The organism is Kutzneria sp. NPDC051319, from assembly GCF_040682195.1.
Classification (GTDB): Bacteria; Actinomycetota; Actinomycetes; order Mycobacteriales; family Pseudonocardiaceae; genus Kutzneria.
Window position 1 is genome coordinate 113068 of the sequence record NZ_JBFBAM010000011.1, and the last position, 23371, is coordinate 136438.

Annotated in this window: 24 protein-coding genes and 1 pseudogene; 14 read left to right on the forward strand and 11 right to left on the reverse strand. The window is 71.0% G+C overall.

The annotated features are described in order from the left end of the window. Positions 1 to 23: 23 nt before the first annotated feature. On the forward strand, positions 24 to 1010 hold the full coding sequence (locus tag AB0M73_RS13980) for a S66 peptidase family protein (RefSeq protein ID WP_363890882.1): 987 nt from the start codon (positions 24 to 26) through the stop codon (positions 1008 to 1010). Positions 1011 to 1106: 96 nt separating this feature from the next. Here the strand turns inward: AB0M73_RS13980 and AB0M73_RS13985 are convergent, their stop codons facing one another. Together AB0M73_RS13985 and AB0M73_RS13990 are read right to left on the reverse strand one after the other, a co-directional pair. Continuing rightward, a complete protein-coding gene (locus AB0M73_RS13985; RefSeq protein WP_363890883.1) occupies positions 1107 to 1844 on the reverse strand; it encodes a serine/threonine protein phosphatase in 738 nt (245 codons plus the stop codon). A 185-nt stretch (positions 1845 to 2029) separates the two neighbouring features. Beyond that, on the reverse strand, positions 2030 to 2767 hold the full coding sequence (locus AB0M73_RS13990) for a cobalt-precorrin-6A reductase (protein ID WP_363890884.1): 738 nt from the start codon (positions 2765 to 2767) through the stop codon (positions 2030 to 2032). Positions 2768 to 2789: 22 nt separating this feature from the next. Here AB0M73_RS13990 and AB0M73_RS13995 point away from each other — a divergent pair, with 22 nt between their 5' ends. Beyond that, positions 2790 to 3566 carry a helical backbone metal receptor gene (locus AB0M73_RS13995; protein WP_363890886.1) on the forward strand — a complete coding sequence of 259 codons (777 nt, stop codon included), beginning with the start codon at positions 2790 to 2792 and terminating at the stop codon, positions 3564 to 3566. On the opposite strand, the gene AB0M73_RS14000 is transcribed toward AB0M73_RS13995, so the two are convergent. Continuing rightward, complete coding sequence (locus AB0M73_RS14000; protein WP_363890888.1) at positions 3549 to 4145, reverse strand: GNAT family protein; 597 nt, start codon at positions 4143 to 4145, stop codon at positions 3549 to 3551. The two genes, AB0M73_RS13995 and AB0M73_RS14000, sit on opposite strands and share 18 nt — an antisense overlap. A gap of 8 nt (positions 4146 to 4153) precedes the next feature. Continuing rightward, positions 4154 to 5245, reverse strand: a complete 1092-nt coding sequence (locus AB0M73_RS14005; RefSeq protein WP_363890890.1) for a cobalt-precorrin-5B (C(1))-methyltransferase — start codon at positions 5243 to 5245, stop codon at positions 4154 to 4156. Positions 5246 to 5426: 181 nt separating this feature from the next. On the opposite strand from AB0M73_RS14005, the gene AB0M73_RS14010 reads away from it, so the two are divergent. Then, on the forward strand, positions 5427 to 6164 hold the full coding sequence (locus tag AB0M73_RS14010) for a hypothetical protein (RefSeq protein WP_363890892.1): 738 nt from the start codon (positions 5427 to 5429) through the stop codon (positions 6162 to 6164). Positions 6165 to 6240: 76 nt separating this feature from the next. On the opposite strand, the gene AB0M73_RS14015 is transcribed toward AB0M73_RS14010, so the two are convergent. After that, positions 6241 to 7068 (reverse strand): helix-turn-helix domain-containing protein, encoded by an 828-nt coding sequence (locus AB0M73_RS14015; RefSeq protein ID WP_363890894.1) that lies wholly within the window; start codon positions 7066 to 7068, stop codon positions 6241 to 6243. A 127-nt stretch (positions 7069 to 7195) separates the two neighbouring features. Between AB0M73_RS14015 and AB0M73_RS14020 the strand changes: the two genes are divergently transcribed. Further along, positions 7196 to 7744, forward strand: a complete 549-nt coding sequence (locus AB0M73_RS14020; RefSeq protein WP_363890896.1) for a hypothetical protein — start codon at positions 7196 to 7198, stop codon at positions 7742 to 7744. Here the strand turns inward: AB0M73_RS14020 and AB0M73_RS14025 are convergent. From AB0M73_RS14025 to AB0M73_RS14040, 4 genes are all read right to left on the reverse strand, one after another. After that, entirely contained in the window at positions 7734 to 8759 is a 1026-nt protein-coding gene (locus AB0M73_RS14025) for a zinc-dependent alcohol dehydrogenase family protein (RefSeq protein WP_363890899.1), read from the reverse strand. The two genes, AB0M73_RS14020 and AB0M73_RS14025, sit on opposite strands and share 11 nt — an antisense overlap. Before the next feature lie 15 nt (positions 8760 to 8774). After that, complete coding sequence (locus AB0M73_RS14030) at positions 8775 to 9932, reverse strand: discoidin domain-containing protein (protein ID WP_363890901.1); 1158 nt, start codon at positions 9930 to 9932, stop codon at positions 8775 to 8777. A 120-nt stretch (positions 9933 to 10052) separates the two neighbouring features. Then, positions 10053 to 10304, reverse strand: a complete 252-nt coding sequence (locus AB0M73_RS14035; RefSeq protein WP_363890903.1) for a hypothetical protein — start codon at positions 10302 to 10304, stop codon at positions 10053 to 10055. Positions 10305 to 10571: 267 nt separating this feature from the next. After that, positions 10572 to 11684: a glycoside hydrolase family 88 protein gene (locus tag AB0M73_RS14040; protein WP_363890904.1), complete on the reverse strand. Its 1113-nt coding sequence runs from the start codon at positions 11682 to 11684 to the stop codon at positions 10572 to 10574. Positions 11685 to 11822: 138 nt separating this feature from the next. On the opposite strand from AB0M73_RS14040, the gene AB0M73_RS14045 reads away from it, so the two are divergent. The 4 genes from AB0M73_RS14045 to AB0M73_RS14060 all read left to right on the forward strand — a co-directional run bounded on the left by AB0M73_RS14045 (position 11823) and on the right by AB0M73_RS14060 (position 16203). Further along, on the forward strand, positions 11823 to 12392 hold the full coding sequence (locus AB0M73_RS14045; protein ID WP_363890906.1) for a (2Fe-2S)-binding protein: 570 nt from the start codon (positions 11823 to 11825) through the stop codon (positions 12390 to 12392). After that, positions 12392 to 13348, forward strand: a complete 957-nt coding sequence (locus AB0M73_RS14050) for a xanthine dehydrogenase family protein subunit M (protein WP_363890907.1) — start codon at positions 12392 to 12394, stop codon at positions 13346 to 13348. The genes AB0M73_RS14045 and AB0M73_RS14050 overlap by 1 nt, the downstream gene beginning before the upstream one ends. Positions 13349 to 13365: 17 nt before the next feature. Continuing rightward, on the forward strand, positions 13366 to 15501 hold the full coding sequence (locus AB0M73_RS14055) for a xanthine dehydrogenase family protein molybdopterin-binding subunit (RefSeq protein WP_363890909.1): 2136 nt from the start codon (positions 13366 to 13368) through the stop codon (positions 15499 to 15501). Between the two features lie 69 nt (positions 15502 to 15570). Then, the gene (locus AB0M73_RS14060) at positions 15571 to 16203 is read left to right on the forward strand and encodes a nitroreductase family protein (RefSeq protein WP_043728688.1); all 633 of its coding nucleotides are present in this window, start codon (positions 15571 to 15573) and stop codon (positions 16201 to 16203) included. A 4-nt stretch (positions 16204 to 16207) separates the two neighbouring features. Here the strand turns inward: AB0M73_RS14060 and AB0M73_RS14065 are convergent, their stop codons facing one another. Beyond that, the gene (locus tag AB0M73_RS14065) at positions 16208 to 17212 is read right to left on the reverse strand and encodes an NAD(P)/FAD-dependent oxidoreductase (protein WP_363890911.1); all 1005 of its coding nucleotides are present in this window, start codon (positions 17210 to 17212) and stop codon (positions 16208 to 16210) included. 53 nt (positions 17213 to 17265) lie between these two features. On the opposite strand from AB0M73_RS14065, the gene AB0M73_RS14070 reads away from it, so the two are divergent. After that, positions 17266 to 17403 carry a hypothetical protein gene (locus AB0M73_RS14070; RefSeq protein ID WP_363890913.1) on the forward strand — a complete coding sequence of 46 codons (138 nt, stop codon included), beginning with the start codon at positions 17266 to 17268 and terminating at the stop codon, positions 17401 to 17403. 137 nt (positions 17404 to 17540) lie between these two features. Here the strand turns inward: AB0M73_RS14070 and AB0M73_RS14075 are convergent. Beyond that, positions 17541 to 17645 (reverse strand): annotated as a pseudogene (locus tag AB0M73_RS14075) (NAD(P)-binding protein); the annotation flags it as partial. A gap of 110 nt (positions 17646 to 17755) precedes the next feature. Between AB0M73_RS14075 and AB0M73_RS14080 the strand changes: the two are divergent. The 5 genes from AB0M73_RS14080 to AB0M73_RS14100 all read left to right on the forward strand — a co-directional run bounded on the left by AB0M73_RS14080 (position 17756) and on the right by AB0M73_RS14100 (position 23367). Beyond that, a complete protein-coding gene (locus AB0M73_RS14080) occupies positions 17756 to 18865 on the forward strand; it encodes an acyl-CoA dehydrogenase family protein (protein ID WP_363890915.1) in 1110 nt (369 codons plus the stop codon). After that, the gene (locus tag AB0M73_RS14085; RefSeq protein ID WP_363890917.1) at positions 18862 to 19827 is read left to right on the forward strand and encodes an LLM class F420-dependent oxidoreductase; all 966 of its coding nucleotides are present in this window, start codon (positions 18862 to 18864) and stop codon (positions 19825 to 19827) included. Before AB0M73_RS14080 ends, AB0M73_RS14085 begins: the two co-directional genes overlap by 4 nt. Positions 19828 to 19885: 58 nt before the next feature. Continuing rightward, entirely contained in the window at positions 19886 to 20344 is a 459-nt protein-coding gene (locus AB0M73_RS14090) for a helix-turn-helix domain-containing protein (RefSeq protein ID WP_363890919.1), read from the forward strand. Between the two features lie 139 nt (positions 20345 to 20483). Then, on the forward strand, positions 20484 to 21671 hold the full coding sequence (locus AB0M73_RS14095; RefSeq protein WP_363890921.1) for a hypothetical protein: 1188 nt from the start codon (positions 20484 to 20486) through the stop codon (positions 21669 to 21671). Positions 21672 to 21774: 103 nt separating this feature from the next. Further along, the gene (locus AB0M73_RS14100) at positions 21775 to 23367 is read left to right on the forward strand and encodes an MFS transporter (protein ID WP_363890923.1); all 1593 of its coding nucleotides are present in this window, start codon (positions 21775 to 21777) and stop codon (positions 23365 to 23367) included. Positions 23368 to 23371: the final 4 nt, after the last annotated feature.

Genomic DNA, 23371 nt, shown 5'->3' on the forward strand with positions numbered 1-23371 from the left:
GTCCGGGTCGCGATGCTGCGCCGGTGACCGTGCCTCCGCTGCTTCGTCCCCGCGCCCTGGTCCCCGGAGATCTTGTCGTCATCGCCTCGCTGTCCGGGCCGCTCGATGCCGTCTACGAGCCCGACCTGGAGCAGGCCGTGGTGGTGTTGGAGCGAATGGGATTCCGCGTGCGTCGGGCCCCGCTGCTCGAAGCCGGGCGGAGCCGGTGGTGGAGCGCCGCTCGGCCGTCGGAGATCGCCGAGGAGCTCAACGCTCTGCTGCGTGATCCCGAGGTGCGGGCGATCATCGCGCACGACGGCGGCCAGACGGCCCTCGGTTACCTCGATCTGATCGACGTCGAGGCGATCCGGGCCGACCCCAAGCCGATCCTCGGCTACAGCGACATCTCGTTGCTGCACCTGGTGCTCTACGGGCGCACGGGCCTGGTCGGCTTCCATGCCGACCTGGCCACGCCCGGCCTCGGCGGTCACTGGCAGCGGGTTCCCGCCGCACGCCGGTCCGAGCTGGCGCAGCTCTACTCCAGGCTCCTGACCAGCACGGAGCCTCTGGGAGCCCTGCCGGCGAGCCCGTCGTGGGAGTGCTGGCGCCCCGGCCGGGCCGAGGGCCGCCTGATCGGCGCGGTGATCAACCGCATCGTGTTCGCCCAGGCGACCCCGTACGCGCTGCCGCTGGAGCAGTTCGACGGCGCCGTGCTGTTCTGGGAGGAGATGGGAGGTCTGGCCGCGTACGTGTGGAGCTACCTGCACGTGCTCCGGCACAGCGGCGTCCTCGACCGCGTCGCCGGCATGGTCGTCGGCGTCCCGCACGCCATCGACGGGCTCGATTCGCGCGACGGATCACCGTCTCTGGCCGAGATCGTCCTGGACGTCCTGGGCGACCGGGACATCCCGGTCCTGGGCAACGTCGACATCGGCCACGCCGGCCCGAACCTGCCGATGCCGGTCGGTGTCCGCGTCGCCCTCGACGCGGGGGAGCGGACGCTGTCGCTGCTCGAACCGGCGGTGCGATAAGCCTTGCGCTTCAAGGAGTCCGGGATGGCCGGCGCGCCGACGTGGGCCTGAACTTGCCGATGCCCGCGGTGCGATGAGCCTTGTGCGGCAACGCGTTTACTGGTGCACCAGTGGGGGAGTGGCCATGTGCGGGATCGGTGGAGGCTCGCGGCGGACGGCGGTCCAGTCGATGACGGCGGCGCTGGCGTTGTCGCGGCCGCCGAGGGCGGCGGAGGCCTCGATGAGGGCCTGAGCGGGGCGGGCGGCGCTGGTGAGCTCGCGGTGCATGGCGTTGGCCGGCACGACCTTGTGCACGCCGTCGGTGACCAGCAGCAGGCCGGAGCCGCTGGTGCGGACCTGGGTCCAGCCGATCTGGTCGGTGGTGGTGGTGCGCACGGTGTTGGTGACGATGTGCTCCATGCGGGGCGTGGTGGGGCGCAGCTGGGAGCGCAGGTAGGCGGCGACGGTCTGGTCGGACGTCAGCGGATACAGGGTCTTGTCGTCCCAGAGATAGGCCCGGCAGTCGCCGACCCAGGCGATGCGGTAGCCGCTGCTGACCCGGTCGGTGAAGGGCATGGCGACGACCAGCACGCAGTCGTCCTCGTCGAGCAGGAGGGCCTGTTGGGCGGCGATCATGGCCTGGATGGCGCCCTGAGCGACGGGCGTGGCGACGGCGGCGGCAGCGGCCTTGCGCGCGGCCTCGGCCGAGCCCGCGGTGTCGCCGATGCCGTCGGCGACGGCGAAGACGAGCTCGCCCGTGGCCGGGTCGCGCCGCGTGGCCACGGCGTCCGCGTTGGTGGCACGCAGGTTGCGCTCGCTGGCGGTGTCCCAGCGGATGTCGAGATCGTGGTGCACGGCGATCTCCTCCCCGAACTCGGCGGTAGAAGGCAGCCCACCGCACACGACCAGGTTCGCGGACTCGCCTGTGAGGACGCTGAGACGGTCGTAGTCAATTGCTGAGGGAATTCGGGGTCTCGCCCTGCCTACTGCGTTCGCCGCGCGAGCCCGAAGCGTAGGGCATGGGTCCCCGCCGCGCAGGCTTATGAAACCGTAGCGTGTCCGTAGATCACCCAGATGGCGGCTTGATCCACTGTGGACGCCATCATAACCGCAGGTGAGGGCGGCCGCCGGACGATCACGACCGGAATGTTCCGGCGTCGCGCGGCCACCAGTTTCGCGTCGTCGCCGCCGCTGTCCTTGGTGACGAGCACGTCGATGCCGTGCTCGTCCAGCAGCTCCAGCTCGGATTCGACGGTGAAAGGGCCGCGGCCCAGAACTGCCTCGACGGGCACGTTCGGTTGCTCGATCGACCTGGCCAGCAGCCACACGTCACTGAGACGGGTGAACGGTTCCAGCTCTTGACGCCCCACAGTGAGCAAGGCGCGCGTTCCGACCGTGGGCAGCAGCTCCGCCGCCTCGGCGACGGAGCCGACCCACCGCCAGTCATCCCCCTCGGCCTGCCGCCAGCCGGGCCGGCGCAGCACCAGGAACGGCAGCCCCAGCGCGCTGGTCGCCGCCGCGGCCGAGGCCGTGATCCGGGCCGCGAACGGATGGGTGGCGTCGACCACCGCGTCCACCCGCTCCTCACGCAGCCACGCCGTCAGCCCCTCGACGCCGTCGAAGCCGCCGATCCGCACCTCGCCCGGTGGCAGGTGAGGCCGGCTCACGCGCCCGGCCAGCGAGGTGACGACACGGAGTCGGTCGCCTGCCTCGGCCAGCGCCTCGGCCAGCCGCCGGGCCTCGGCAGTGCCGCCCAGCACGAGCACAGTCCTGACCACCACCGGACGATAGCCTGGCTGGGTGGCGCGTACGGAACGTGACGATCTCGGCCGGGAGGTGCGGCTGCCCGACGAGGTGCGGCGGGTGGTGTCGCTGGTGCCGTCGCTGACGGAGGCGGTGGCGGCCGTCGACCGTGACCTGCTGGTGGCGGCCACTGAGTGGTGCACCCATCCCGCGGACCTGGGGGTCGAGCGGGTGCGGGGGACGAAGAACCCCGACACGCGCCGGATCGCGGAGCTGGGGCCGGACCTCGTCGCGGTCAACAAGGAGGAGAACCGGGAGATCGATGTCCGGCGGCTGGAAGAGGCCGGCGTGCCGGTGTGGGTGACCGTCGTGGAGGACGTGCCGGGCGCGCTGAGCTCGCTGGACCGGCTGATCACCGTGGCGCTCGGACGTCCGACGCCGGAGTGGCTGGCGGAGGCGCACCGAAGGCTCGACGGACCGGTGCCGGAGCCCGAGAGGTCGGCGCTGGTGTGCGTGTGGCGGGATCCGTGGATGGTGGTCGGCAGCCGGACCTTCGCCACGGACCTGCTGGCCCGGATCGGCGTCGCCAACGTCTACGCCGACCACGCCGACCGCTACCCGAAGCAGGAGCTCGACCAGCTGCGCGCGGCCGGTCTGATCGTGCTCCCGGACGAGCCCTACGTCTTCACCGCCGCCGACGGCCCCGAGTGCTTCGACGCGGATCGGGTCCGTCTGGTCAGCGGACGCCTGCTGACCTGGTACGGACCCTCCCTGGCCATGGCGGCCGAGACCCTGCGCGAGCAGCTGGGACTGGGCTCAGACGGCCCGGCGTGACTCCACGGACCCGGGACAGCCCCGGTGCTCGGCCCACTCGTGGGCCAGGATCGACATGACGTGGGCGTCGAAGCGCTGGCCCTCCCACAGCAACGCGTCGCGCAGCACGCCCTCGGGCCGGAAGCCGACCTTCTCGTACACCCGGCGGGCCCGGGAGTTGAACGAGTAGACCTCCAGGCTGATCCGGTGCAGGCCGACCCGCTCGAACGCGTAGCCCAGCACCAGCCGGGTGGCCTCGGTGCCCAGCCCGCGGTTCTGCCCCGGCGCCCCCAGCGCGATGCGGAACGAGCAGGAGTTGTTGTTGGGGTCGAGCTCGTTGAGCACGACCTCGCCGACGTAGCGGCCGGTGGCGCGGTCGACGGCGGCCAGGTCGAGGCGGTCGTCGTGCTCGGCGCGGCTGCCGTACCACTGCCGCATCGGCTCGACGTCGTCGGGCGAGAGGGTGCCGTGCGATCCGGTCAGCCGCAGCACGTCGCCGTCGGCCAGCACCTCCAGCATGTCGACCGCGTCGTCGGCGATGACCGGGCGCAGCACCACGGTTTCGCCGGAGAGCACGGGTTTCTCACGGAAATCAGGCATAGGACGGATCATGCCGGATGCCGGGAGCGGCCGACTACGGTCCCGGCCCGATCGATCACCACGATGTCCACGGCGATGCCGGCGCCGCGCAGGATGCCGTCGGCGGTGGCCAGGCAGCGGTCGGCGATGAGGTCGCCCAGCGGCAGGCCTTCCCGCTGGCACAGCTGCAAAGCGCCGAGCGCGGTGTTGGCCGTGCGGACGGCCTCGACCAGTTCCGGCGAGCCGTCGCCGTCGACGACCAGGGCCGCCAGCAGCTCGTGGTTGACCTGCGAACGACCCGAGTGCAGGTCCAGGTGCCCGTCGGCGAACTTGGCCAGCTTGCCGACGCCGCCGGCGATGGTCAGCCGCGGCACCGGGTGCCGGCGCAGGTGCTTGAGCATCGCGCCGACGAAGTCGCCCATGTCGAGCAGGGCGTCCTCGGGCAGCGGGTACATCTGGGTGACCACCCGTTCGGAGGTGCTGCCGGTGCAGCCCGCGACGTGCTGGTGCCCGGCGGCGCGGGCGACGTCGATGCCGCGACGGATGCTGTCGATCCAGGCCGAGCAGGAGTACGGCACGACGACGCCGGTGGTGCCGAGAATGGAGAGGCCGCCGAGGATGCCCAGTCGCGGATTCCAGGTCTGCCGGGCGATCTCCTCGCCGTTGTCGACGGAGATCTCCACCACGACGTCGCCCGAACCGCCGTGCGCCGCGGCCACCTCCGTCACCACGCCCTGCATCAGCTGCCGCGGCACGGGATTGATCGCCGGCTCGCCGACCGCCAGCGGCAGGCCCGGCTTCGTCACCGTGCCCACGCCCGGCCCGGCCCGGAACACCACGCCCGAGCCGGCCTCGCCACGCCGGACGGTCGAGCGGATCAGGGCCCCGTGCGTGACGTCCGGGTCGTCGCCCGCGTCCTTGACGATGCCGGCCGTGGCGGCGCCGTCGGCCAGGGACTCCACCGCCAGCGCGAACGCCGGCCGCTGGCCCTTGGGCAGGGTGATCTCCACCGGATCCGGGAACGCGCCGGTCAGCAGCGCCGTGTAGGCCGCCTTGGTCGCCGCCGTCGCGCACGCGCCGGTGGTCCAGCCCCGGCGCAGCCCCGTCCCATCCCTGCTCACGCCGATCAGCATCGCATCGGCCAGCTTCCCCCGAACGGGCGGCCAAGTCGCGCCCCACGTCGCCGGGATGTCCGGCAGGATCGGGTCGAGGTTAGGAGGATCCGTGGCCGAGCTTGCGAGGGCACCAATGAGCACCGGGACCTGGGTCGCGGACCCGCCGAGCGCTGGCGAGGCGGGCCTGGTGACCGAGACGATCGATCAGACTGCGGCGATCGACCAGCTCCAGCAGCAGATCACGGAACTCAGGGAGCAGTTCGCCGCGCTGGTGAAGCGCGGCGGCCGGGTGCGGCCCGGGCTCGACGACGTGACGGAGGACCTGGCCGACGCGGTCGCAACCCTGGCCGAGGGGCACGAGGCCGAGCGCCGGCAGCTGACGTCCGACCAGGCCAACCTCGTGCGCAAGCGGATCGCCGAGGTGCAGACCCAGCTGGCCAAGCCGGCCAGCCGGCGCCAGGGCGGCGACGGCTACATCAACCTCACGCCCAAGCAGGTCCAGGCCAAGTGGGCCACCGTGGAGGCCGCCCAACGCATGGTCGAGGCCGACCTGGCGAAGCTGGAGGCGGCCGCCCTCGGCGGCGGCCCCGACAAGGACCGGATCACCGCGGCCAAGGCCCGGGTCAGCGTCGTCGCCCGCCAGCGCCTCAACGACGCCATGGCCGCCGGCGACCCGCTGCCCGTCTGGCTCACCAGCGCCGTCGGCAGCCTGCACCGGCCCGACCCCGAGCCCTGGGTCAAGGCCGCCCACAGCGTGCTGGTCTACCGCCTGGAGCACGGTGTCGGCGACCCCATCCTGCCCTTGGGCGGCAAGCCCAGCGGCGACGACGCCTACGGCGCGCGGCGGGCGGGGGAGTGGAAGAAGGTCGCCGAGGAGCTGAACAAGCTGCACGCCTTGGCCGGCAAGAGCGAGTTCAAGCTGTAGGTCCGGCTCAATGCAGGGAAGGACGCCTTACCCGCGTTGAGCGAGGGTAAGGCGTCCTTCCCTGCATCAGCCGGGGTTAGCCGGAGGCGAGCCGGCGGAGGGCGTCGTGGGACGGCGTGCCGGGGTCGGCGGTCCAGGTGAACAGCTGCTGGTCGGGATCGGCGGTGCAGACGAGCGCCGCCCAGTCGAGGGTGAGATCGCCGACGATCGGGTGCCGCACCTCGTTGACGCCGGCCCCGCGGACCGCGACCTGGTGCGCGGTCCACCAGCGCCGGAAGTCCTCGTCCAAAGTCGAGAGTTCCTCGACGAGGGCCGCCAGCTCGGGGTCGTCGGGATCCCGTGCGGCCTCCCTCCGCAGCTGCGCGACGCCGTTTCGGGCCGCGTGCTCCCAGTGCGGGTACAACGCCCGCACGCCCGGGTCGCAGAAGACCAGCCGCACGAAGTTCCGGTCCTTCTCCGACAGACGCCCGAAGTCGGTGAACAGCGCCGCCGCCATGGGGTTCCAGGCCAGGATGTCCGTGCGCCGCCCCAGCACCACCGCCGGGGTCGTGACGAGGTCGCCGAGCAGTCGTCGCAACTGCGGGTGGGCCCGCGGCCGCGACGGCCGCCCCGTCTGCTGTTCCCGACCGGACAGCTCGAACACGTAGGCGCGTTCGTCGTCGCTGAGCCGGAGGGCCCGCGCGATGGCGGCCAGCACTTCCTCGGATGCCCGCCGCCGTCCCTGTTCGAGTCGCGTGTAGAAGTCCGTGCTGATCGAGGCGAGGGCGGCGACCTCTTCCCGGCGCAGTCCCCGGACCCGCCGCCGGGGTCCGACGCCGGGCAGCCCGACCGCGTCGGGGCTCAGCTCGGCCCGTCGCGCCTGGAGGAAATCGCCCAGTTCGCTGCGATGCGCGTCGCCGGTCACACCGGAAATCTAACAGCGTCAAAGCCGAGGGTGGGCCAGGACTGTCCCAGGACAACACCGGCCCTTTCGCCGGGCGCGCGGCCGGTGCCACCGTCGGACCCGAGAAGTCGAACCACAAGGAGAACCCATGAGTGCCGGCACCGCCGCCGTCGACCGGGGCACCGCGCCCCACCTGCGCCGGTTGTACTTCGTCCGCTTCGGTTTCGCGATCGTCTGGGCCGGTCTGCTGGCCGCGACGGCCTCGACCGTCACCCCGTTGGCCATCGCGCTGCTGGTGCTCTACCCGGTGTTCGACGTGGCCGCCGCGGTGGTCGACGCGCGCTCGTCCAATGGCGTCAAACCGGGCCTGTACGTGAACATCGCGATCAGCCTGCTCGCGGCCATCGGCCTGGCCGTCGCCGCGTCGTCCGGCAATCCCGGCGTGCTGCGGGTCTGGGGCGCCTGGGCCATTCTGTCCGGCCTCGTGCAACTCGTCGTCGGCCTCACCCGCCGCGCGCTGGGCGGCCAGTGGCCGATGATCATCAGTGGCGCCATCTCGACGGTCGCCGGCGTCTCGTTCATCCTGCAGGCCGGCCAGCAAGGAGCCGGACTGTCCACACTGGCCGGTTACGCGACGCTGGGTGGCATCTTCTTCCTCGTCTCCGCCCTGCGCCTCGGCCGCGCGGCTAAGGCTTGATCATGGTCATGCCGGCGGCGGTGGAACGGTCCATCGCCGCCAGGGCCGAGGCGGCCTCGGCGAGGCCGATGGTGCGGGCGATGAGCAGGTCGGGGCGCAAAGCCCCCGATGCCACCAGATCCATCATCGGGCCGTAGGCGTGGGCAGCCATGCCGTGGCTGCCCAAGATCTCCAGCTCCCAGCCGATGACCCGGTCCATGGGCAGCGGCGTCGGTCCGGACGGCAGGAGTCCGACCTGGACGTGCCGGCCGCGGCGGCGCAGCGACAGGACGGAGTTCGACGCCGTCACGGGATGCCCGAGGGCATCCAGGGACAGGTGAGCGCCGCCCGTGGCCTCCCGAACAGCGGAAACGACGTCTGGATGCGCTTCCAGAGCGACGGCGGCGCCGAACCGCTTGGCCAGGTCCAAGGCGGCCGGGTTGACGTCCACGGCGACAACCTGCGCGCCGAGGGCGGCGGCGATCATGACGGCGGAGAGGCCGACGCCGCCGCAGCCGTGGACGACGACCCACTCGCCGGGGCGGGCGCGGCCCTGGGCGACGACGGAGCGGAAAGCGGTGGCGAAACGGCAGCCCAGGGCGGCGGCGGTGGAGTAGGCCATCTCCGGGGGCAAGGCGACGAGGTTGACGTCGGCGTGGTCGATGGCGACGTACTCGGCGAAGGAACCCCAATGCGTGAAGCCGGGCTGGGTCTGCGCGGAGCACACCTGCTGATCACCGGCGACACACGAGGCGCACCGCCCGCAGGCACAGATGAACGGCACGGTGACGCGGTCGCCGACACGCCAACGAGTGACGTCGCCGCCGACCGCGTGCACCTCCCCGGCCAGCTCATGCCCCGGCACGTGGGGCAGTTCGGTGATGTCGGAGTCGTGCCCCTGCCAGCCGTGCCAGTCGCTGCGGCACAACCCGGTCGCCCGGACCCCGATCACCACCCCGTCCCGTGTGGGCGTGGGATCGGCGACCTCGCGGACCTCGGGCTGACCGCCGAACGACTCGTAGACGACTGCTCGCACCCGACCACCGTAACTTCAGCTGCCGAAGACCTGGAATTCCCAGAGAGAAACGCCATACGGGGTGGCCCGGGTCTGTCCGAGCAGGCGGACGTAGCGGCCGCTGCCCGACACGGCCAGGGTGTTCACGCCGCCGGTCCCCGCGCCGGTGGCGTAAAGATCCGTGGACGTGGCGAAACTCGGGTCGTTCGACACCTGGACACGGAACTGCCTGGCGTAGGCCGCTTCCCAGTTCAGCACGACCCGGTTGATCTGCTTCACGGCGCCGAGGTCGACCTGGATCCACTGCCCGTCGGCGAAGGAACTGCTCCACCGCGTGGAACCGTTGCCGTCCACGGCATTCGCGGGCTGGTAGGAGGCGTTCTCCACCGACGACGCCGTCACGGGACGGCCCTGGGACAGCGGGCCGGCGCCGGCGGTGGCGTTGAAGGAGAAACTGGTGGTGGCCAGACCCTGGCCGCCCTTCCAGATCTCGAAACCGGCCTCGGCGTCGAGCAGGTAGTGGTTGGCGTTGGTCACGCCGCGAGCCACCGAGTCGTCGATCAGCGCCTTGACGTCCAGGTTGGACAGCGACGTCGCGCCGCCTTGCAGCACATAGGAGACGATGTTCCAGGACGTCTGCCGCCCGGTCCACACGTCCCAGTTCAGGCCGCCGATGCTGGCCGTCGCGACCTTCTGGCCGAACGGGCCGACGCCGCCGCGGCTGTTCATCCAGATCATGATCTCGCTGCCGTCGGGCTGCCCGCCGGTGGTGGGCGTGGAGTTGGTCCACAGGTCGTAGGCCACGTCGTAGGCGCCGCTGGCCGGTTGCGTTGTGCTCCACGACGACGTCGAGCTCGCGATCTTGCTGACCTGGAGCGGCAGGCCGCTGCCGGACGTGCAGGCGCCCCAGTGACAGCCCTTGTAGATCGACGGATACGTGGCCGGCGCGCCGCCCGAGAGGGTGAAATTGGCCGTGCTCACCGACCATGCGGTGCCGCTGCTGTAGGTGATGCACTGCTGGTCGGACGAGTTCCATTCGTTGGCCTGGATGGTGTATTCGCCGCCGGCCGCGCTGATCGAGCCCTGCGGGTCACAGGTCGTGGTGGCCGCATGGGCCGCGGGCATGGGCAGCAGCATGGCGGTCGCGCCGACCAGTGCCGCCACGGCCAGCCGTCGCAACTGTGCTCCGGACATGGGCAAGCCTTTCGAAGCAGGGTGGGTGGCGGCCCGGGGCAGGGGTCCTGGAAGCGCTTCCAGAACGCGACCGTAACGTGGCTCACACCGAGCTGTAAAGGTTGAAACCCTTGTAAACGCTTACGACCGGCGCAGCAGGACCACGGTCGACCCGGTCAGCGCGGCGGTGATCACGGCAGCGGTCACGAACAGCCGCTGCGCCGCCGACAGATGCCGGGACAGCACGGCCAGCACGCACATCCCCGCCCACGGCACCACGGCCAGCAGCCCGATCACGCCGCCGACGGTGAATGTGCCGCTGATCTCGCCGTCGCCGAACGGCACCGCCGCCACCAGCAGGACCAGCTCCGCCGCGGCCGCGGCGGTCGTCACCCACGCCAGCGGCCGCCGTCGGACTGGTGCGGTAGCGGTACAGCCCAGAGTTCGTTGTTGTGGGCCTCTACACCGGAGTCGCGAGGCCCCGCCGATGCTTGGCCCGGTTGCCGGATTTCGCCCGCCGCCACCCGACGTGCCTACCCCACCCGGGCCGATGCGGCGGGCGAAATTCAGCAAGGGCGAGGCCTCGGCCCCCGAAGGGGCCGAGCCCCGCGCGGAACGCGCGCCACGGGCACGGTCATACCGCGCAGACCAGCGGCAAGATCAGCAGCCGGGGGTCAGCTTCGCCACCTGCTGCCCCGCCATCAGGTAGGCCCCGACCGCGTAGGCGCCGCTGTCGGTGGCCTTGACCGGCTGCGCGCCGTGCGGGCCGGTCGCGTCGCCCTGCACGTAGCCGAACAGGCCGCTGGGCTGCAACGCCTTGGTGGTCAGGGCGTTCCAGCCCTTGGTCACGGTCGGCGTGAACTTCTTGGCGTCCAGAATGCCGTTGTTGACGCCCCAGCCCAGCGCGTAGGTGAAGAACGCGGTGCCGCTGCTCTCCGGGCCCGGGTGGTCGAACGGGTTGAGCAGATCGACGTTCCAGAAGCCGTCGTTTCGCTGAACCAGCCGAAGGGTGTCGGCCATCTTCTGGAACACCCGCACGTACTCCGGCCGGTTCGGGTCGTCCTTGGGCAGCCACTGGAGCACGGTGGCCAGCGCGGCCAGGGCCTCGCCGTTGCCGCGCGACCAGAACTGGAAGGTGCCGACCTGGCTCGCGTCGTGGTACCAGAGGCCGGTGAGCTCGTTGAACAGGCCGAAGCCGCCGGCCCGCTTCTCCGTGTAGTGGAAGAGGTCCTGCGCGGCCTTGATGTTCTCCGGCTTGTTGTCCATGACGCCCAGCCGCACGAACTGCGGCCACGCCTGGTTCAGCGCGTCGACCGTGTTCCAGTACTTGACGTGCCCGGCCTGCACGGAGGCCACCTCGTCGGCCACCCGCTGACGCAGGGCGGCCAGGATGGGCGGGTCCGGGTGGAAGTAGGTGTAGAGGTCGAGATAGGCCTCCCCGGCGGCCTCGTTCGCGGGGTTGAACTCTCCTGCCGGATCGGTGTCCAGCTGGTAGTTCAACGCCTGCGCCCACGGCAGGGTCTTGTGGTTGGACTGGCCGCTGGTGAGCACCATGGCCAGGTTCCCGACATGGAAGACGGCGTTCTTCCAACTGGCCGAGGCCAGGTCGGTCCCGTGCGCGAGCCAGTAGTCGGCGGCGGTGTACATCGGCGCGACGACCGGGCATGCTGCGGGCACCGTGTCGGCTGACGCGACAGGAGCTGCGGCTGCCTGTCCGACCAACACGGTCGTGCTCAAGGTCAGACTGGCGACCAACGTCGCAGCGACCCTCATGTCGTCCTCCTCGATCACGGGGACGCGGCGGTGCAGTCATCTCACTACGCACGTCGGTGACTGTCAATCGCGCGTGCTGCTAGCCTCACCGAGAGTTACGTCGACTCCGCCGCGTCGACCACCTACCTGGGAGGTCGCATGGCAGGAAGTGTGTCCCGGCGCGGTTTTCTGGGCAGCGCCGCGGCTGCCTCCGTCGTCGGCACGGTGGCGGTGGCGCCCGGCCGGGCCTGGGCGGATTCAGTTCCACCCGACCGGATTCACTTGAGCGTCAACGGCAAGGCGTACGAGATCGACGCCGATCCGACGGTCACGCTGCTGGATGCGTTGCGTGAGCGGCTCGGGCTGACCGGCACCAAGAAGGGCTGCGACCGCGGCCAGTGCGGGGCCTGCACGGTGCATGTGGACGGCCGCCGCGTGGTGTCCTGCCTGACGCTGGCGATCGCCTGTGCGGGCAAGAAGGTCGTGACGATCGAGGGCATCGCGGACGGCGATTCGTTGCATCCCGTGCAACAGGCCTTCGTCGACTGTGACGGGTTCCAGTGCGGCTTCTGCACCTCGGGACAGATCATGTCCGCGGTCGAGGTGGTCGCGCAGGGCGCGGCCCGCAGCGACGAGGAGATCCGGGAGGCCATGTCCGGCAACATCTGCCGGTGCGGCGCCTACCCCAACATCGTCGACGCCATCAAGCAGTGTCGGGGTGAGCACTGATGAAGACCTACGACTTCGTCTCGGCCGGTTCCATTCGGCAAGCGCTTTCCCGGGAGGACGCCTCCTACCTGGCCGGCGGCACCACGCTGGTGGACCTGATGAAGCTGGAGGTGATGACGCCGGCCCACGTCGTCGACATCAACTCCCTGCCCCTGCGGGGGATCCACTGCACGCCGCAGGGCCTGCGGATCGGGGCGTTGGAGCGGATGGCCGACGTGGCCGTGCACCACGAGGTGGCGCAGCGCTGGTCCATGGTGTCGACGGCGCTCGCGCTGAGTGCCTCGCCGCAGCTGCGCAACATGGCCAGCATCGGCGGTAACCTGTTGCAGCGCACCCGTTGCGACTACTTCCGGGACGTGCGCATGCCGTGCAACAAGCGCAAACCGGGCAGCGGCTGTCCGGCGGTCGACGGGGACAACCGGATGCACGCCGTTCTCGGGGGAAGCTCCGCCTGCGTGGCCACCCACGCCAGCGACCTGGCGGTGGCGCTGGTCGCGCTGGACGCCTCGATCCGGCTTCAGGATCGGCACGGCGAGCGGGTGATCAAGCTGGCCGACTTCTACCGGCTGCCCGGAGACACGCCGTCGGTGGAGAATCAGCTGCGGCCGGGGGAGCTGATCACCGAGGTGATCGTGCCGGCCTGCGACTGGCCGCAGGCCTACGTGAAGGTCCGGGACCGGACGTCCTACGAGTTCGCCCTGGCCTCGGCCGCCGTGGCGGTGGACGTGCACCGGGATGTGGTGCGGGACGCCCGCATCGCGGTCGGCGGCGTGGGCACCCGGCCGTGGCGGTTGCAGGCCGTGGAGAAGGCGCTGCGGGGCAGGCCGGCGACCGAGGCGAGTTACCTGGAGGCGGCCCGCGTGGCGGTGGTTGAGGCGAAACCGTTGTCTGGTAATGGATTCAAAGTACCGCTGGTGCAGCGTACCATCGCTCGGGCCCTGGCCGGTGCGCGATGACCGTGTCACTGTCCCGTGTGGAGTCTCATCTCAAGGTCACCGGCGGCGCGGTGTACGCGGCCGACAATGCCGCCACCGCTTACGGCTACCTGCTGACCAGCACAATCGCCTTCGGCACGGTGACCACAATGGACACCGCCGCCGCGCAGGCCGCGCCGGGTGTGTTCGCGGTGTACACGCCGTTCAACCCATTGAAGCTCTACGGGTACGGCGACGGCTCCACCGACGAGACCGCGCCGGTGTTGCAGGACGCGGCCGTCCGCTACAACGGACAGGTGATCGGCATGGTCGTCGCCGACACCTTCGAACACGCCCGGGACGCCGCCTCGCTCGTGTCGACGACCTACGATGCCAAGCCGGGCACCGTGAACTTCGCCGCCGGCGTCCCGACCGCGACCCCGCTGGGCGCGCCGGTCGAGGTCCTGGCCCCGGGCGTGCCGTCCATCGACGCCGCGCTGGCGGCCAGCGACGTGACGGTGTCGGCCGTGTACACAACCCCGCACCAGCACCACAATCCGATGGAGCCGCACGCGGCCGTCGCGGTGTGGACCGACGACCGGCTCACGCTCTACACGGCCACCCAGGGCGTGATGAACGTGGTGAGCCACATCGCCCGGGCGCTCGGTGTCGATCAGTCCAAGGTGCACGTCGTGAATCCCTATGTGGGAGGGGCGTTCGGCGGCAAGATCGGCAACTGGGCCCCTGTGCCGCTGGCCGCCGCGGCCGCCCGGGCGCTGAGCCGGCCGGTCAAGGTGGCGCTGACCCGTGAGCAGACCTTTGCCGTGTCGGGACATCGGCCGCCGTCGCACCAGACCGTGACCCTGGGGGCGGCCAAGGACGGCACGCTCGTGGTGGTCAGACACGACGGCATCTCCGGCAAGTCGCAGTCCGGGCCGTCGTCGGAGAACGTGGCCAACCACTCGCTGACCGCCTACGCCGCGCCGAATCTGCATGTGTCGCGGGCGATCGTGCCGCTGGACGTGTCGGCCATGACCCCGATGCGCGCGCCCGGCGAGTCGCACGGCGCGTTCGCGCTGGAGAGCGCCATGGACGAGCTGGCGTTCAAGCTGAACATGGATCCCTTGGCGCTGCGGCGGAAGAACTACGCGGCCACGGTCCCCAACACCGGGAATCCCTGGTCCAGCAAGCACCTGGACGAGTGCTACGACGTCGGCGCACACGCTTTCGGCTGGGACAAGCGCAACCCCGTGCCCGGTGCGGTGCTTGACGGCGACTGGTTCGTCGGTCTGGGCATGGCGACCGCCACCTATCCGGCCTCGCGTTCGAAGTCGTCCATGAAGGTCCGCCTCCAGGCCGACGGCACCGCGGTCGTCTCCGGCACCGGGGCGGATCTCGGCACCGGGCAGTTCACCGTCTTCGCCATCCTCGGATCGCAGGCGCTGGGCATCCCCGTGAGCTCCGTTCGGGCCGAGCTGGGCGATTCCTCGTTGCCGCCCGCGACCCCGGCCGGCGGCTCCACCTCGACGTCCAGCAACGGCCCGTCCCTGCTGGCCGCCGCCGACGGCGCGAAGGCAGCGTTGGTCACCGAGGCCGCGCAGAACCCGCAATCTCCCTTCTACGGCAAGACTCCGGTCTACGAGGGCGGCATGGTTCGCGCCGACGGCGTGGCGATGACCTTCGGCAGCCTGCTCACCGCCATGGACCTGCCGGCCGTAGAGGGCACCTCGGCCCTGCCCGGCGGCACCACCAAGGGCTACGGCTACCTGTCCTTCGGGGCGCACTTCTGCGAGGTCCGAGTCAACCGGTGGACCGGCGAGCCACGGGTGGCGCGGTGGCTGACCGTGATCGACGGCGGCACCATCGTCAACGAGAAGACCGCCCGCAGCCAGATCCTCGGGGCCGTCGTCATGGGCATCGGCGGGGCCCTGCTGGAGGACAGCCGGGTCGAGCCCGACACCGGCCGCTACGCCGGCGCCAACATGGCCGCCTACCTGGTGCCGGTCAACGCCGACATCCCGCCCGTCGACGTCCGCTTCCTCGACCACCCCGACACCGTCTTCAGCCCGCTGGGCGCCCGCGGCATCGGCGAGCTCGGCATCGTCGGCGTCGCCGGGGCCGTCGCCAACGCCGTGCACAATGCCACCGGCCGCCGCGTGCGGGACCTGCCCATCACCCTCGACAAGCTGTTGTGAAGGTCAACTACACCTCTCGTGAAGCCCAGATGCCTGGACAGCGCCTGTAATCCTTGAGGCATGAACGAGATGTCGGCAGAGGCCGTCCTCACCACGACCAGGGCCGTGCGCAAGCGCCTGGACCTTTCCCGGCCCGTGGACCTGGCCGTGGTGAAGGAGTGCCTCACCATCGCCCTGCAGGCGCCCAGCGGCTCCAACCGCCAGGAGTGGCAGTGGCTCGTCGTCACCGATGCCGCGCAGCGCGCCGCCATCGGCGACGTCTACCGCCGCGCCTGCACCGCCTACCTCGAATCCTCCCGCGCCGCCGGCAAGCTGTTCGCCGACGACCCCTCGCGTTCGGCCGTGCAGCAGCGGGTGCACTCCTCCGTCGCCGCCCTGGCCGACACCATGGGGCAGGTTCCCGTGCTGCTCATCCCGTGCATCCAGACCGGCCGCGACCTCCCCGAAGGCAACCAGGCCGGCGTGTGGGCCTCCCTGCTGCCCGCCGCCTGGAGCTTCATGCTCGCCGCCCGCACCCGTGGCCTCGGCACCGCGTGGACCACCCTGCACCTCACCTACGAGTCCGAGGTCGCCGACATCCTCGGCCTGCCGGCCGGCGTCCACCAGGCGGCGCTGATCCCCACCGCCTACTACACCGGCGCCGACTTCAAGCCCGCCCCGCGCCAGCCCCTCGACGAGGTCCTGCACATCGACCGGTGGTAGCCGTTCACGCCGTGTCGAAGCGCATGACGCCGTCGGCGACCGGGGTGTAGGTCAGGTCGAAGTGGTCCACGAGGTAGCTCTGCCGGGACCGCCACGGCCGCCGTGTGCCCTGCTTCGGCAGGAACGCGGCGGCCCGGGCGACGTAGCCGGAGGTCAGGTTGAGAATGGGGCCGCCGCTGCCGACGGCTTGCGGTGACGGCATGCAGGTCGTGAAGCGCTTGCGGTCCATGTGGTTGAGCAGCCGGCAGACGTAGCGCGAGGTCAGGTCGGCCCGCAGCGTCCAGGAGGCGTTGGCGTAGCCGACGCACCAGGCCAGGTTGGGCACGCCGCTGAGCATCATTCCCTTGTAGACGGTGGTCTGGCCGGGGTCGATGGCCCGGCCGTCGACGGACAGCCTGATGCCGCCGAGGGCGATCATGCGAAGGCCGGTGGCGGTGATGATGATGTCGGCCGGCAGCTCGCGGCCGGATTTGAGGCGCAGGCCGTCGGGCGTGAAGGTTTCGATGTGGTCGGTGACGATGCTGGCCTGCTTGCCGGCCAACGCCTTGAACAGGTCGCCGTCCGGCACCAGGCACAGCCGCTGGTCCCACGGCTTGTAGCGCGGCATGAAGTGCGGGTTGAGCGGCACCACGCCGCCGAGCGCGGCGGCCGCGCCGAGCTGGAGCTTCATGGCGGCCCTGGTCGGGAAGCGGCGCAGAAACTGGTAGAAGATGGTGCCCAGCACCAGGTTCTTGGCCCGGACGGCCCGGTGCGCGAGCGGGGCCGGCAGCCTCGCGCGGATCTTGTCGGCCAGCGGGTCCCGCTGCGGCCGGGAGACCATGTAGCTGGGGGAGCGCTGCACCATGGTGACGTGCGCGGCCTTGTCGGCCATCGCCGGCACGAGCGTGACGGCGGTGGCGCCGCTGCCGATGACCACGACGTTGCGGTCGGTGTAGTCCAGGTCCTCGGGCCAGAACTGGGGATGCACCACACGGCCGGTGAAGCTGTCCTGGCCGGGGAAGTCGACCACGTCCGCGGTCGTAGCTGTAGTAGCCGCTGCACAGGTACAGGAACGAGCAGGTGATGGTGACGGGCTGGCCGTCGTGCACGGCCTCGACGGTCCAGCGCGCGTCCACAGTGGACCAGTGCGCCGAGATCACCTTGTGCCCGAACCGGATCTCGCGGTCGATGCCGTACATGGCGGCGGTGTCGCGGACGTAGCCGAGGATCGACGGGCCGTCGGCGATGGACTGCGGGTTGGGCCACGGCCGGAACGGATAGCCGAGAGTGAACATGTCGGAGTCGGAGCGGATGCCGGGATAGCGGAACTGGTCCCAGGTGCCGCCGATCGCCTCCCGCGCCTCCAGGATGGCGTACGTCCGGCGCGGCGTCCGGGTACGCAGCCGGTAGGCGGCGTTGACGCCGGACAGTCCGGCTCCGACGATCAGGACGTCCACGTGCATGTACGGCCCCCTTGCGCCGACAACCCTGTTTACGCACGGTACCTGTTGACATGCGGAGCCTATGGTAAGAATATTGAACCGGTAACAGAACTGAACCGATTGGAGGCCGCATGCTGTCGAGCGCACGGAAGGTCGCCGCGGTGGCCCACGAGCTGGCCGAGGAGACCGAGCGGGGGCGGCAGCTGGCGTCCGGGCTCGTCGACGAGCTGAAGGCCCACGACCTGCTGCGCATCGGCCTGACCGCCGACCTCGGGGGCGTCGAGCCGACCGCGGCGGAGATCCTGGAGACGGCCGAGACCATCGCCACCGGCGACGCCTCCGCCGGCTGGTGCGTGTCCATCGCCGCCACCAGCAGCCTGCTCGGCGCGTACCTGCCGGCCAAGGGCGCGCAGGAGGTGTTCGGCGACCCGACCTCGGCGGCGGCCGGCGTATGGGCGCCGCGGGCCAAGGGCTCCGCCGTCGACGGTGGCGTGCGGATCAGCGGGCGCTGGTCGTTCTGCAGCGGCGTCCGGCACTCCGACTGGATCTTCCTCGGCTTCATCCAGGACGGCGCCGTGCGCACCGCCGCCTTCTCCACCGCCGAGTTGGACATCCTGGACACCTGGAAGACCTCCGGCCTGCGCGGCACCGGCAGCACCGACGTCGTGGCCCGCGAGGCCTTCGTGCCGGATCACCGCCTGTTCTCCGTGCTTGACGGGCCGCCGGCCGGGGCGCGGACCTTGCAGCGGTTCCCGTTGTTCGGCTTCTTCGCCGCGTCCATCGCCGCTGCGGCGCTGGGCAACGCCCGTGGCGCGATGACCGAGTTCATCGAGCTGGCGACGGTGCGGAAACCGACCGGATCCAGCCGCAGCACCGCCGAGCGGCCGGCGACGCAGAGCGCCTTCGCCGCCGCCGAGGCGTCCCTGCGGGCCGCGCGAGGCCTGTACTACCAGGCAATCGACGACGCCTGGCAGGCCGCGGCCGCTTCGGAGGAGCCCGTTTCGGTCGAGCTGCGGACGTCGCTTCGGCTGGCCTGCACGCACGCCGTGCGCACGTCGGCGGAGGTCGTCAGGGCCGTGTACGACCTGGGCGGCGGCTCCGCGATCTACGAGGATTCCCCGTTGCAGCGCCGTTTCCGGGACGCGCACACCGCCACCGCGCACTTCCAGGTCAACCCGGCCACCTTCGAGCTGAGCGGCCGGCTGCTGCTGGGCCTGCCGACCGAGACGGGGCAGTGGTGAGCGACATCGGCGTGGTCGCGCCGTACTGGCTGGACCGGCCGGACAACGAGGTCGTCGGCATCGCGCTGGAGGCTGAGCGCAACGGGTTCGGCACCATGTGGCTGGGTGAGATGGCCACCTATGACGCCTTTTCCCTTGCCACGGCGGTGGGTCTGCGCACCGAGCGGATCGGCCTGCGCATCGGCCCGCTGCCGATCTCCGTGCGCACGCCCGTGTCGGTGGCCATGGGGGTGTCCTCGGTCTCCGACCTCGCCCGACCTGTCGCCGGCATCGGGCTCGGCGGTTCCAGCCCGTTCATCGTCAGCGGCTGGCACGACCGGGAGTGGGCGCATGCCGCCGGCCGCATGCGTGAGGCCGTTGGCGTTCTGCGGTCCATTCTGGACGGTGGACGGGCTGATTTTTCGGGAGAACACATCCGTAGCAAGGGATTCCGCCTGCGCAAGCCCTTGCCTGGGTTGCCCATCACCGTCGCCGCCTTCGGTCCGGCGATGACCCGTGTGGCCGCCGAGGTGGCCGATGAGGTGGTGCTCAACCTCGTGTCGCCCGAGCATGTCGCCTCCGTGCGAAAGACCGTGGACGCCCATGCCGCGCTTGTCGGGCGTACCCCGCCGCGGCTGGCCGTGTGGATCCCCGCCGCCCTTGAGCCCGGAGCTTCGACCTTGCAGCAGGCCGCCGCCCAGACCGCGGTGTACCTCAGCCCGCCCGGCTACGGCGAGATGTTCGCCGCCCTCGGTTACTCTTCGCTCGTGGAGCGTGCCCGGGCCGGTGAGCCGCGAAAGTCCCTCGCCGCCGACATCCCCGCCTCGCTCGTCGCCGCCGTCGGCGCTGTCGGGTCGCGGTCGGACGTCCTGTCCCGCATCGCCGAGTTCCACGCCGCCGGGGCCGACCACGTCGGCATCGTCCCGCCCACGGCGGAGGACCCCTGCGGCGCCCGGCTGCTGTCCGAATTGGGCCGCCGATGACCGCCGGCGGAGCAGCGCCGTCGCCGGCCGTGCGGCCGTTGCCGAAAGCGGGCCGTCGATGACCGCCGAGCAGGAGTTCCGGCACCGCTTCACCGCCGAGTCCGTCGGACGGGCTCTCGAACTCGTCGGCGAGCGGTGGACCCTGCTCATCCTGCGCGAGGCCTTCTTCGGCGTGCGGCGCTACGGCCAGCTCGCCCGCAACCTCGGCATCCCGCGGCCCACCCTGTCCACCCGGCTCAAGCGCCTCGTCGAGGCCGGGCTGCTGGAGAAGGTCGCCTACGAGCAGGACAAGCACGAGTACCGCCTCACCGACGCCGGCAAGGGCCTGTTCCCGGCCGTGGTGGCGCTGATGAACTGGGGCGACGCCTACCTTCCCGGCCCCGACGGCCCGCCGATCGTGTTGCGTCACAACGACTGCGGCCACCATGCCGACCCGTTCCTGGCCTGCCGCCACTGCGGCGGCGAGATCACCACCACCTCGGTCACCCCCGAACCCGGCCCCGGCTACCGCCCCTGACCTCGCCGAATCCCGTCCGGCGCATGTGCGCAAGCCGTCCAACGGGTATTTTCGCCACCCTTTCCGGCATTAGTAGTAAATGTCGACGGCGATCTCCAGGGTGCTTGCGTTGGCCTCGGGGCGGGTCGATCATGCCGGTATGACATTCCGTCACGGTTTTGTTCTGGTCAGCCACGACTTTCTGAATAACGAGCAGATTGTCGATGCCGTCGGGCAGGCGGCGCAGGGGGAGGAGCTGGGCAACGTCGAGCCGGAAACGCGAGTCGAGCTCGACGAAGCTTTTGTGAACAGGAATTTCGCGCGGATTCGGCTCGCGGGGGCGCAAGGGGTGTTCCACGTCGGCGAGGTCTACAAGGACTCGGTCCAGGACCTGCGTCCGGCCTACGCGAGGCGGCGCATCGCGGAACTGGACCGGCAGCGGACAGTCGACCACATGCCGACCATCGCCGAGCACTGGCGGGCGGAAGGGACACGGTTCTGGTGGCGCGTCGATCCGCCGGCCGGGCTGGCTGTCGAGCAGGTCGTGAAGGTGACGGTGGTGGCCGATGACGCGTTCACCGTGCAGTCCGACGAAGGTCGGTCGGCCGTGGTCCGGTTCGACGCGATGGATCTCGACACGATCGATTTCGTGCAGTCGGCCGGGGAGCTCGACGAGCGCAGGGCCGGGTTGGACAGCCGCAAGGGCGAGCGGGTGCTCACCCCCCGGGAGGCGGTGGCCAAGCTCGCCGAGAGTCCGCTCATCCAGCCGTTCACGACCGAGCCGCCGCCGATCACCATCGCCGTCGCGGCCAGCGACGACGATTTCGAAATGGCCTGCGTGAAATACCTCGTGCAGACCCCTCAATTCCTGAACGACGTACCAGCGGCGTTGGGGCACACGGCGATGGTCAACGGTTTCACCGACACGGTCGACGAGGTGCGAACCATCCTGCTGAGACCCGGTGCGCAGGGTGTCGGAACCGAGGTGCACGAGACCGTGCACGCGCTCGGATCGGACGCTTTCGCGCGCCGGGCGGTGAATTTCTTCAACGAGGGCCTCACCGAGTACTTCACCAGGAAGGTCGTCGCCAAGGAAGTCCGCGGCGACCGGTACGAGTACAACACCGATTTCGTGACCGAACTCGTCGCCTCCGGGGCCACCACGGACGACGTCCTCGTCCGGCTCTACTTCACCGGCGACTGGGCCGGATTCCGCGCCGCCCTGTACGCCGCGGCCGGCGACCTGCTGGCCATCGACGTCCTGCTGGCCGCCGGGCTGAGCGACCACTCGTCGACCATCGACTACCTCAACGAGCTCATCCAGAACCCGGACCCGCAACTGACCTAGCCGGGATCACCCGAAGGCGGCCACCTGCGGCGCGCGATACGACTGTTCGGGCTTCGCGGCCAGTAGGTTGGACGCCCCGACCGCCGTTCGAAATGAGCCGACCTTGGCATCGAGCAGCACCACGTCCCCATGGGCGCCGCTGGCCGCCGGCACGTTCCGGGCGCTGTGGCTGGCGCAGTTCGCCTCGAACGTGGGCACATGGGTGCAGTCGGTGGGGGCGCAGTGGCTGGTGCTTGATCACGGCCCGACGGTGGTGGCCCTCGTGCAGACGGCCAGCACCCTGCCGGCGTTCATGTTCGCGCTGCCGGCGGGTGTGCTGGCCGACCTGGCGGACCGCAAGCGCCTGCTGGTGTGGGCGCAGCTGTTCATGACGGTGGTGGCGGCGCTGCTGGCGGTGGCGGCGTTCACCGGCGGCATGACGCCGGGCCTGCTGCTGACGCTGACCTTCCTGTTGGGCTGCGGCAGCGCGCTGGTCGGCCCGGCGTGGCAGGCGATCCAGCCGGAGCTGGTGCCTCGGGAGCAGCTCAAGCAGGCCTCCGCGCTGGGCGCGGTGAACATGAACATCGCCCGGGCGGTCGGCCCGGCGCTGGGCGGCCTGCTGGTGTCGGTGGCCGGCATCGGCTGGACGTTCGCGCTCAACGCGGTGTCGTTCGTGGTGATCCTGGTGGCGTTGCAGCTGTGGCGGCGGCCGCCGCAGGCCCGCCCGAGCGAGACGGAACGCGAGCACACGGTCGCGGCGGTGCGCGCGGGCGTCCGCTACCTGCGCAACGCCCCGGGCATCCGGCGGATCCTGCTGCGGGCGCTGCTGTTCGTGCCGGCGGCGTCGGCCCTGTGGGCGCTGCTGCCGACGGTCTCGGCCCAGGTGCTGCACCTCGACTCCGGCGGTTACGGCCTGATGCTGGGCGCGCTCGGCCTGGGCGCGGTCGCCGGGGCGCTGGGCCTGCCGGTGGCGGCCCGGCACGTCAGCGGCACGGCGATGCTGATGATCTCCGGGGCGGTGTTCGCCGCCGTGACGGCGGTGCTGCCGCTGTGCCCGAACGCCATCATCGCGGCGTTCCCGCTGATCCTGGCCGGGGCGGCCTGGATCGGCGTGCTGTCGACGTTGAACGCGGCCATGCAGCTGACCCTGGCGGGCTGGGTCCGGGCCCGCGGCCTGGCCTTCTACCTGATCGTGTTCATGGGCGGGCAGGCGTTCGGCTCGGCGATCTGGGGCATCGTGGCCGGCTACGCGGGCCTGATGATCACCCTGTTCATCGCCGCCGGCCTGCTGGTGCTCGGCGCGGCCACCGGCTGGTGGTGGCCGCTGTACGACGGCGGCAACCTGGACCGCTCGGTGGCCACCGGCTGGGCCGACCCGTCGCTGGTTTTAGAACTCCGGCCGACCGACGGGCCGGTGCTCGTGCAGATCGAGTACCGGGTGCCCGAGGACAACGTGGACGAGTTCACCCGCGCGATGACCGTGGTCGAACGCTCCCGCCGGCGCACGGGCGCGACCAGTTGGGGCCTGCACCGGGATCTCGCCGACCCAGTGTTGTTCCTGGAGACGTTCCAGGTGCCGTCCTGGGCGGAGCACCTCGCGCAGCACCACTCCCGCTACACGGGCGCCGACCACGACGTGCTCGACCGCGCGCGGCGGCTGACCGACGGCGAACCGACCGTGCGACACGCGCTCGCCGCGCCGTCGCCGCCGGACTGAGCGC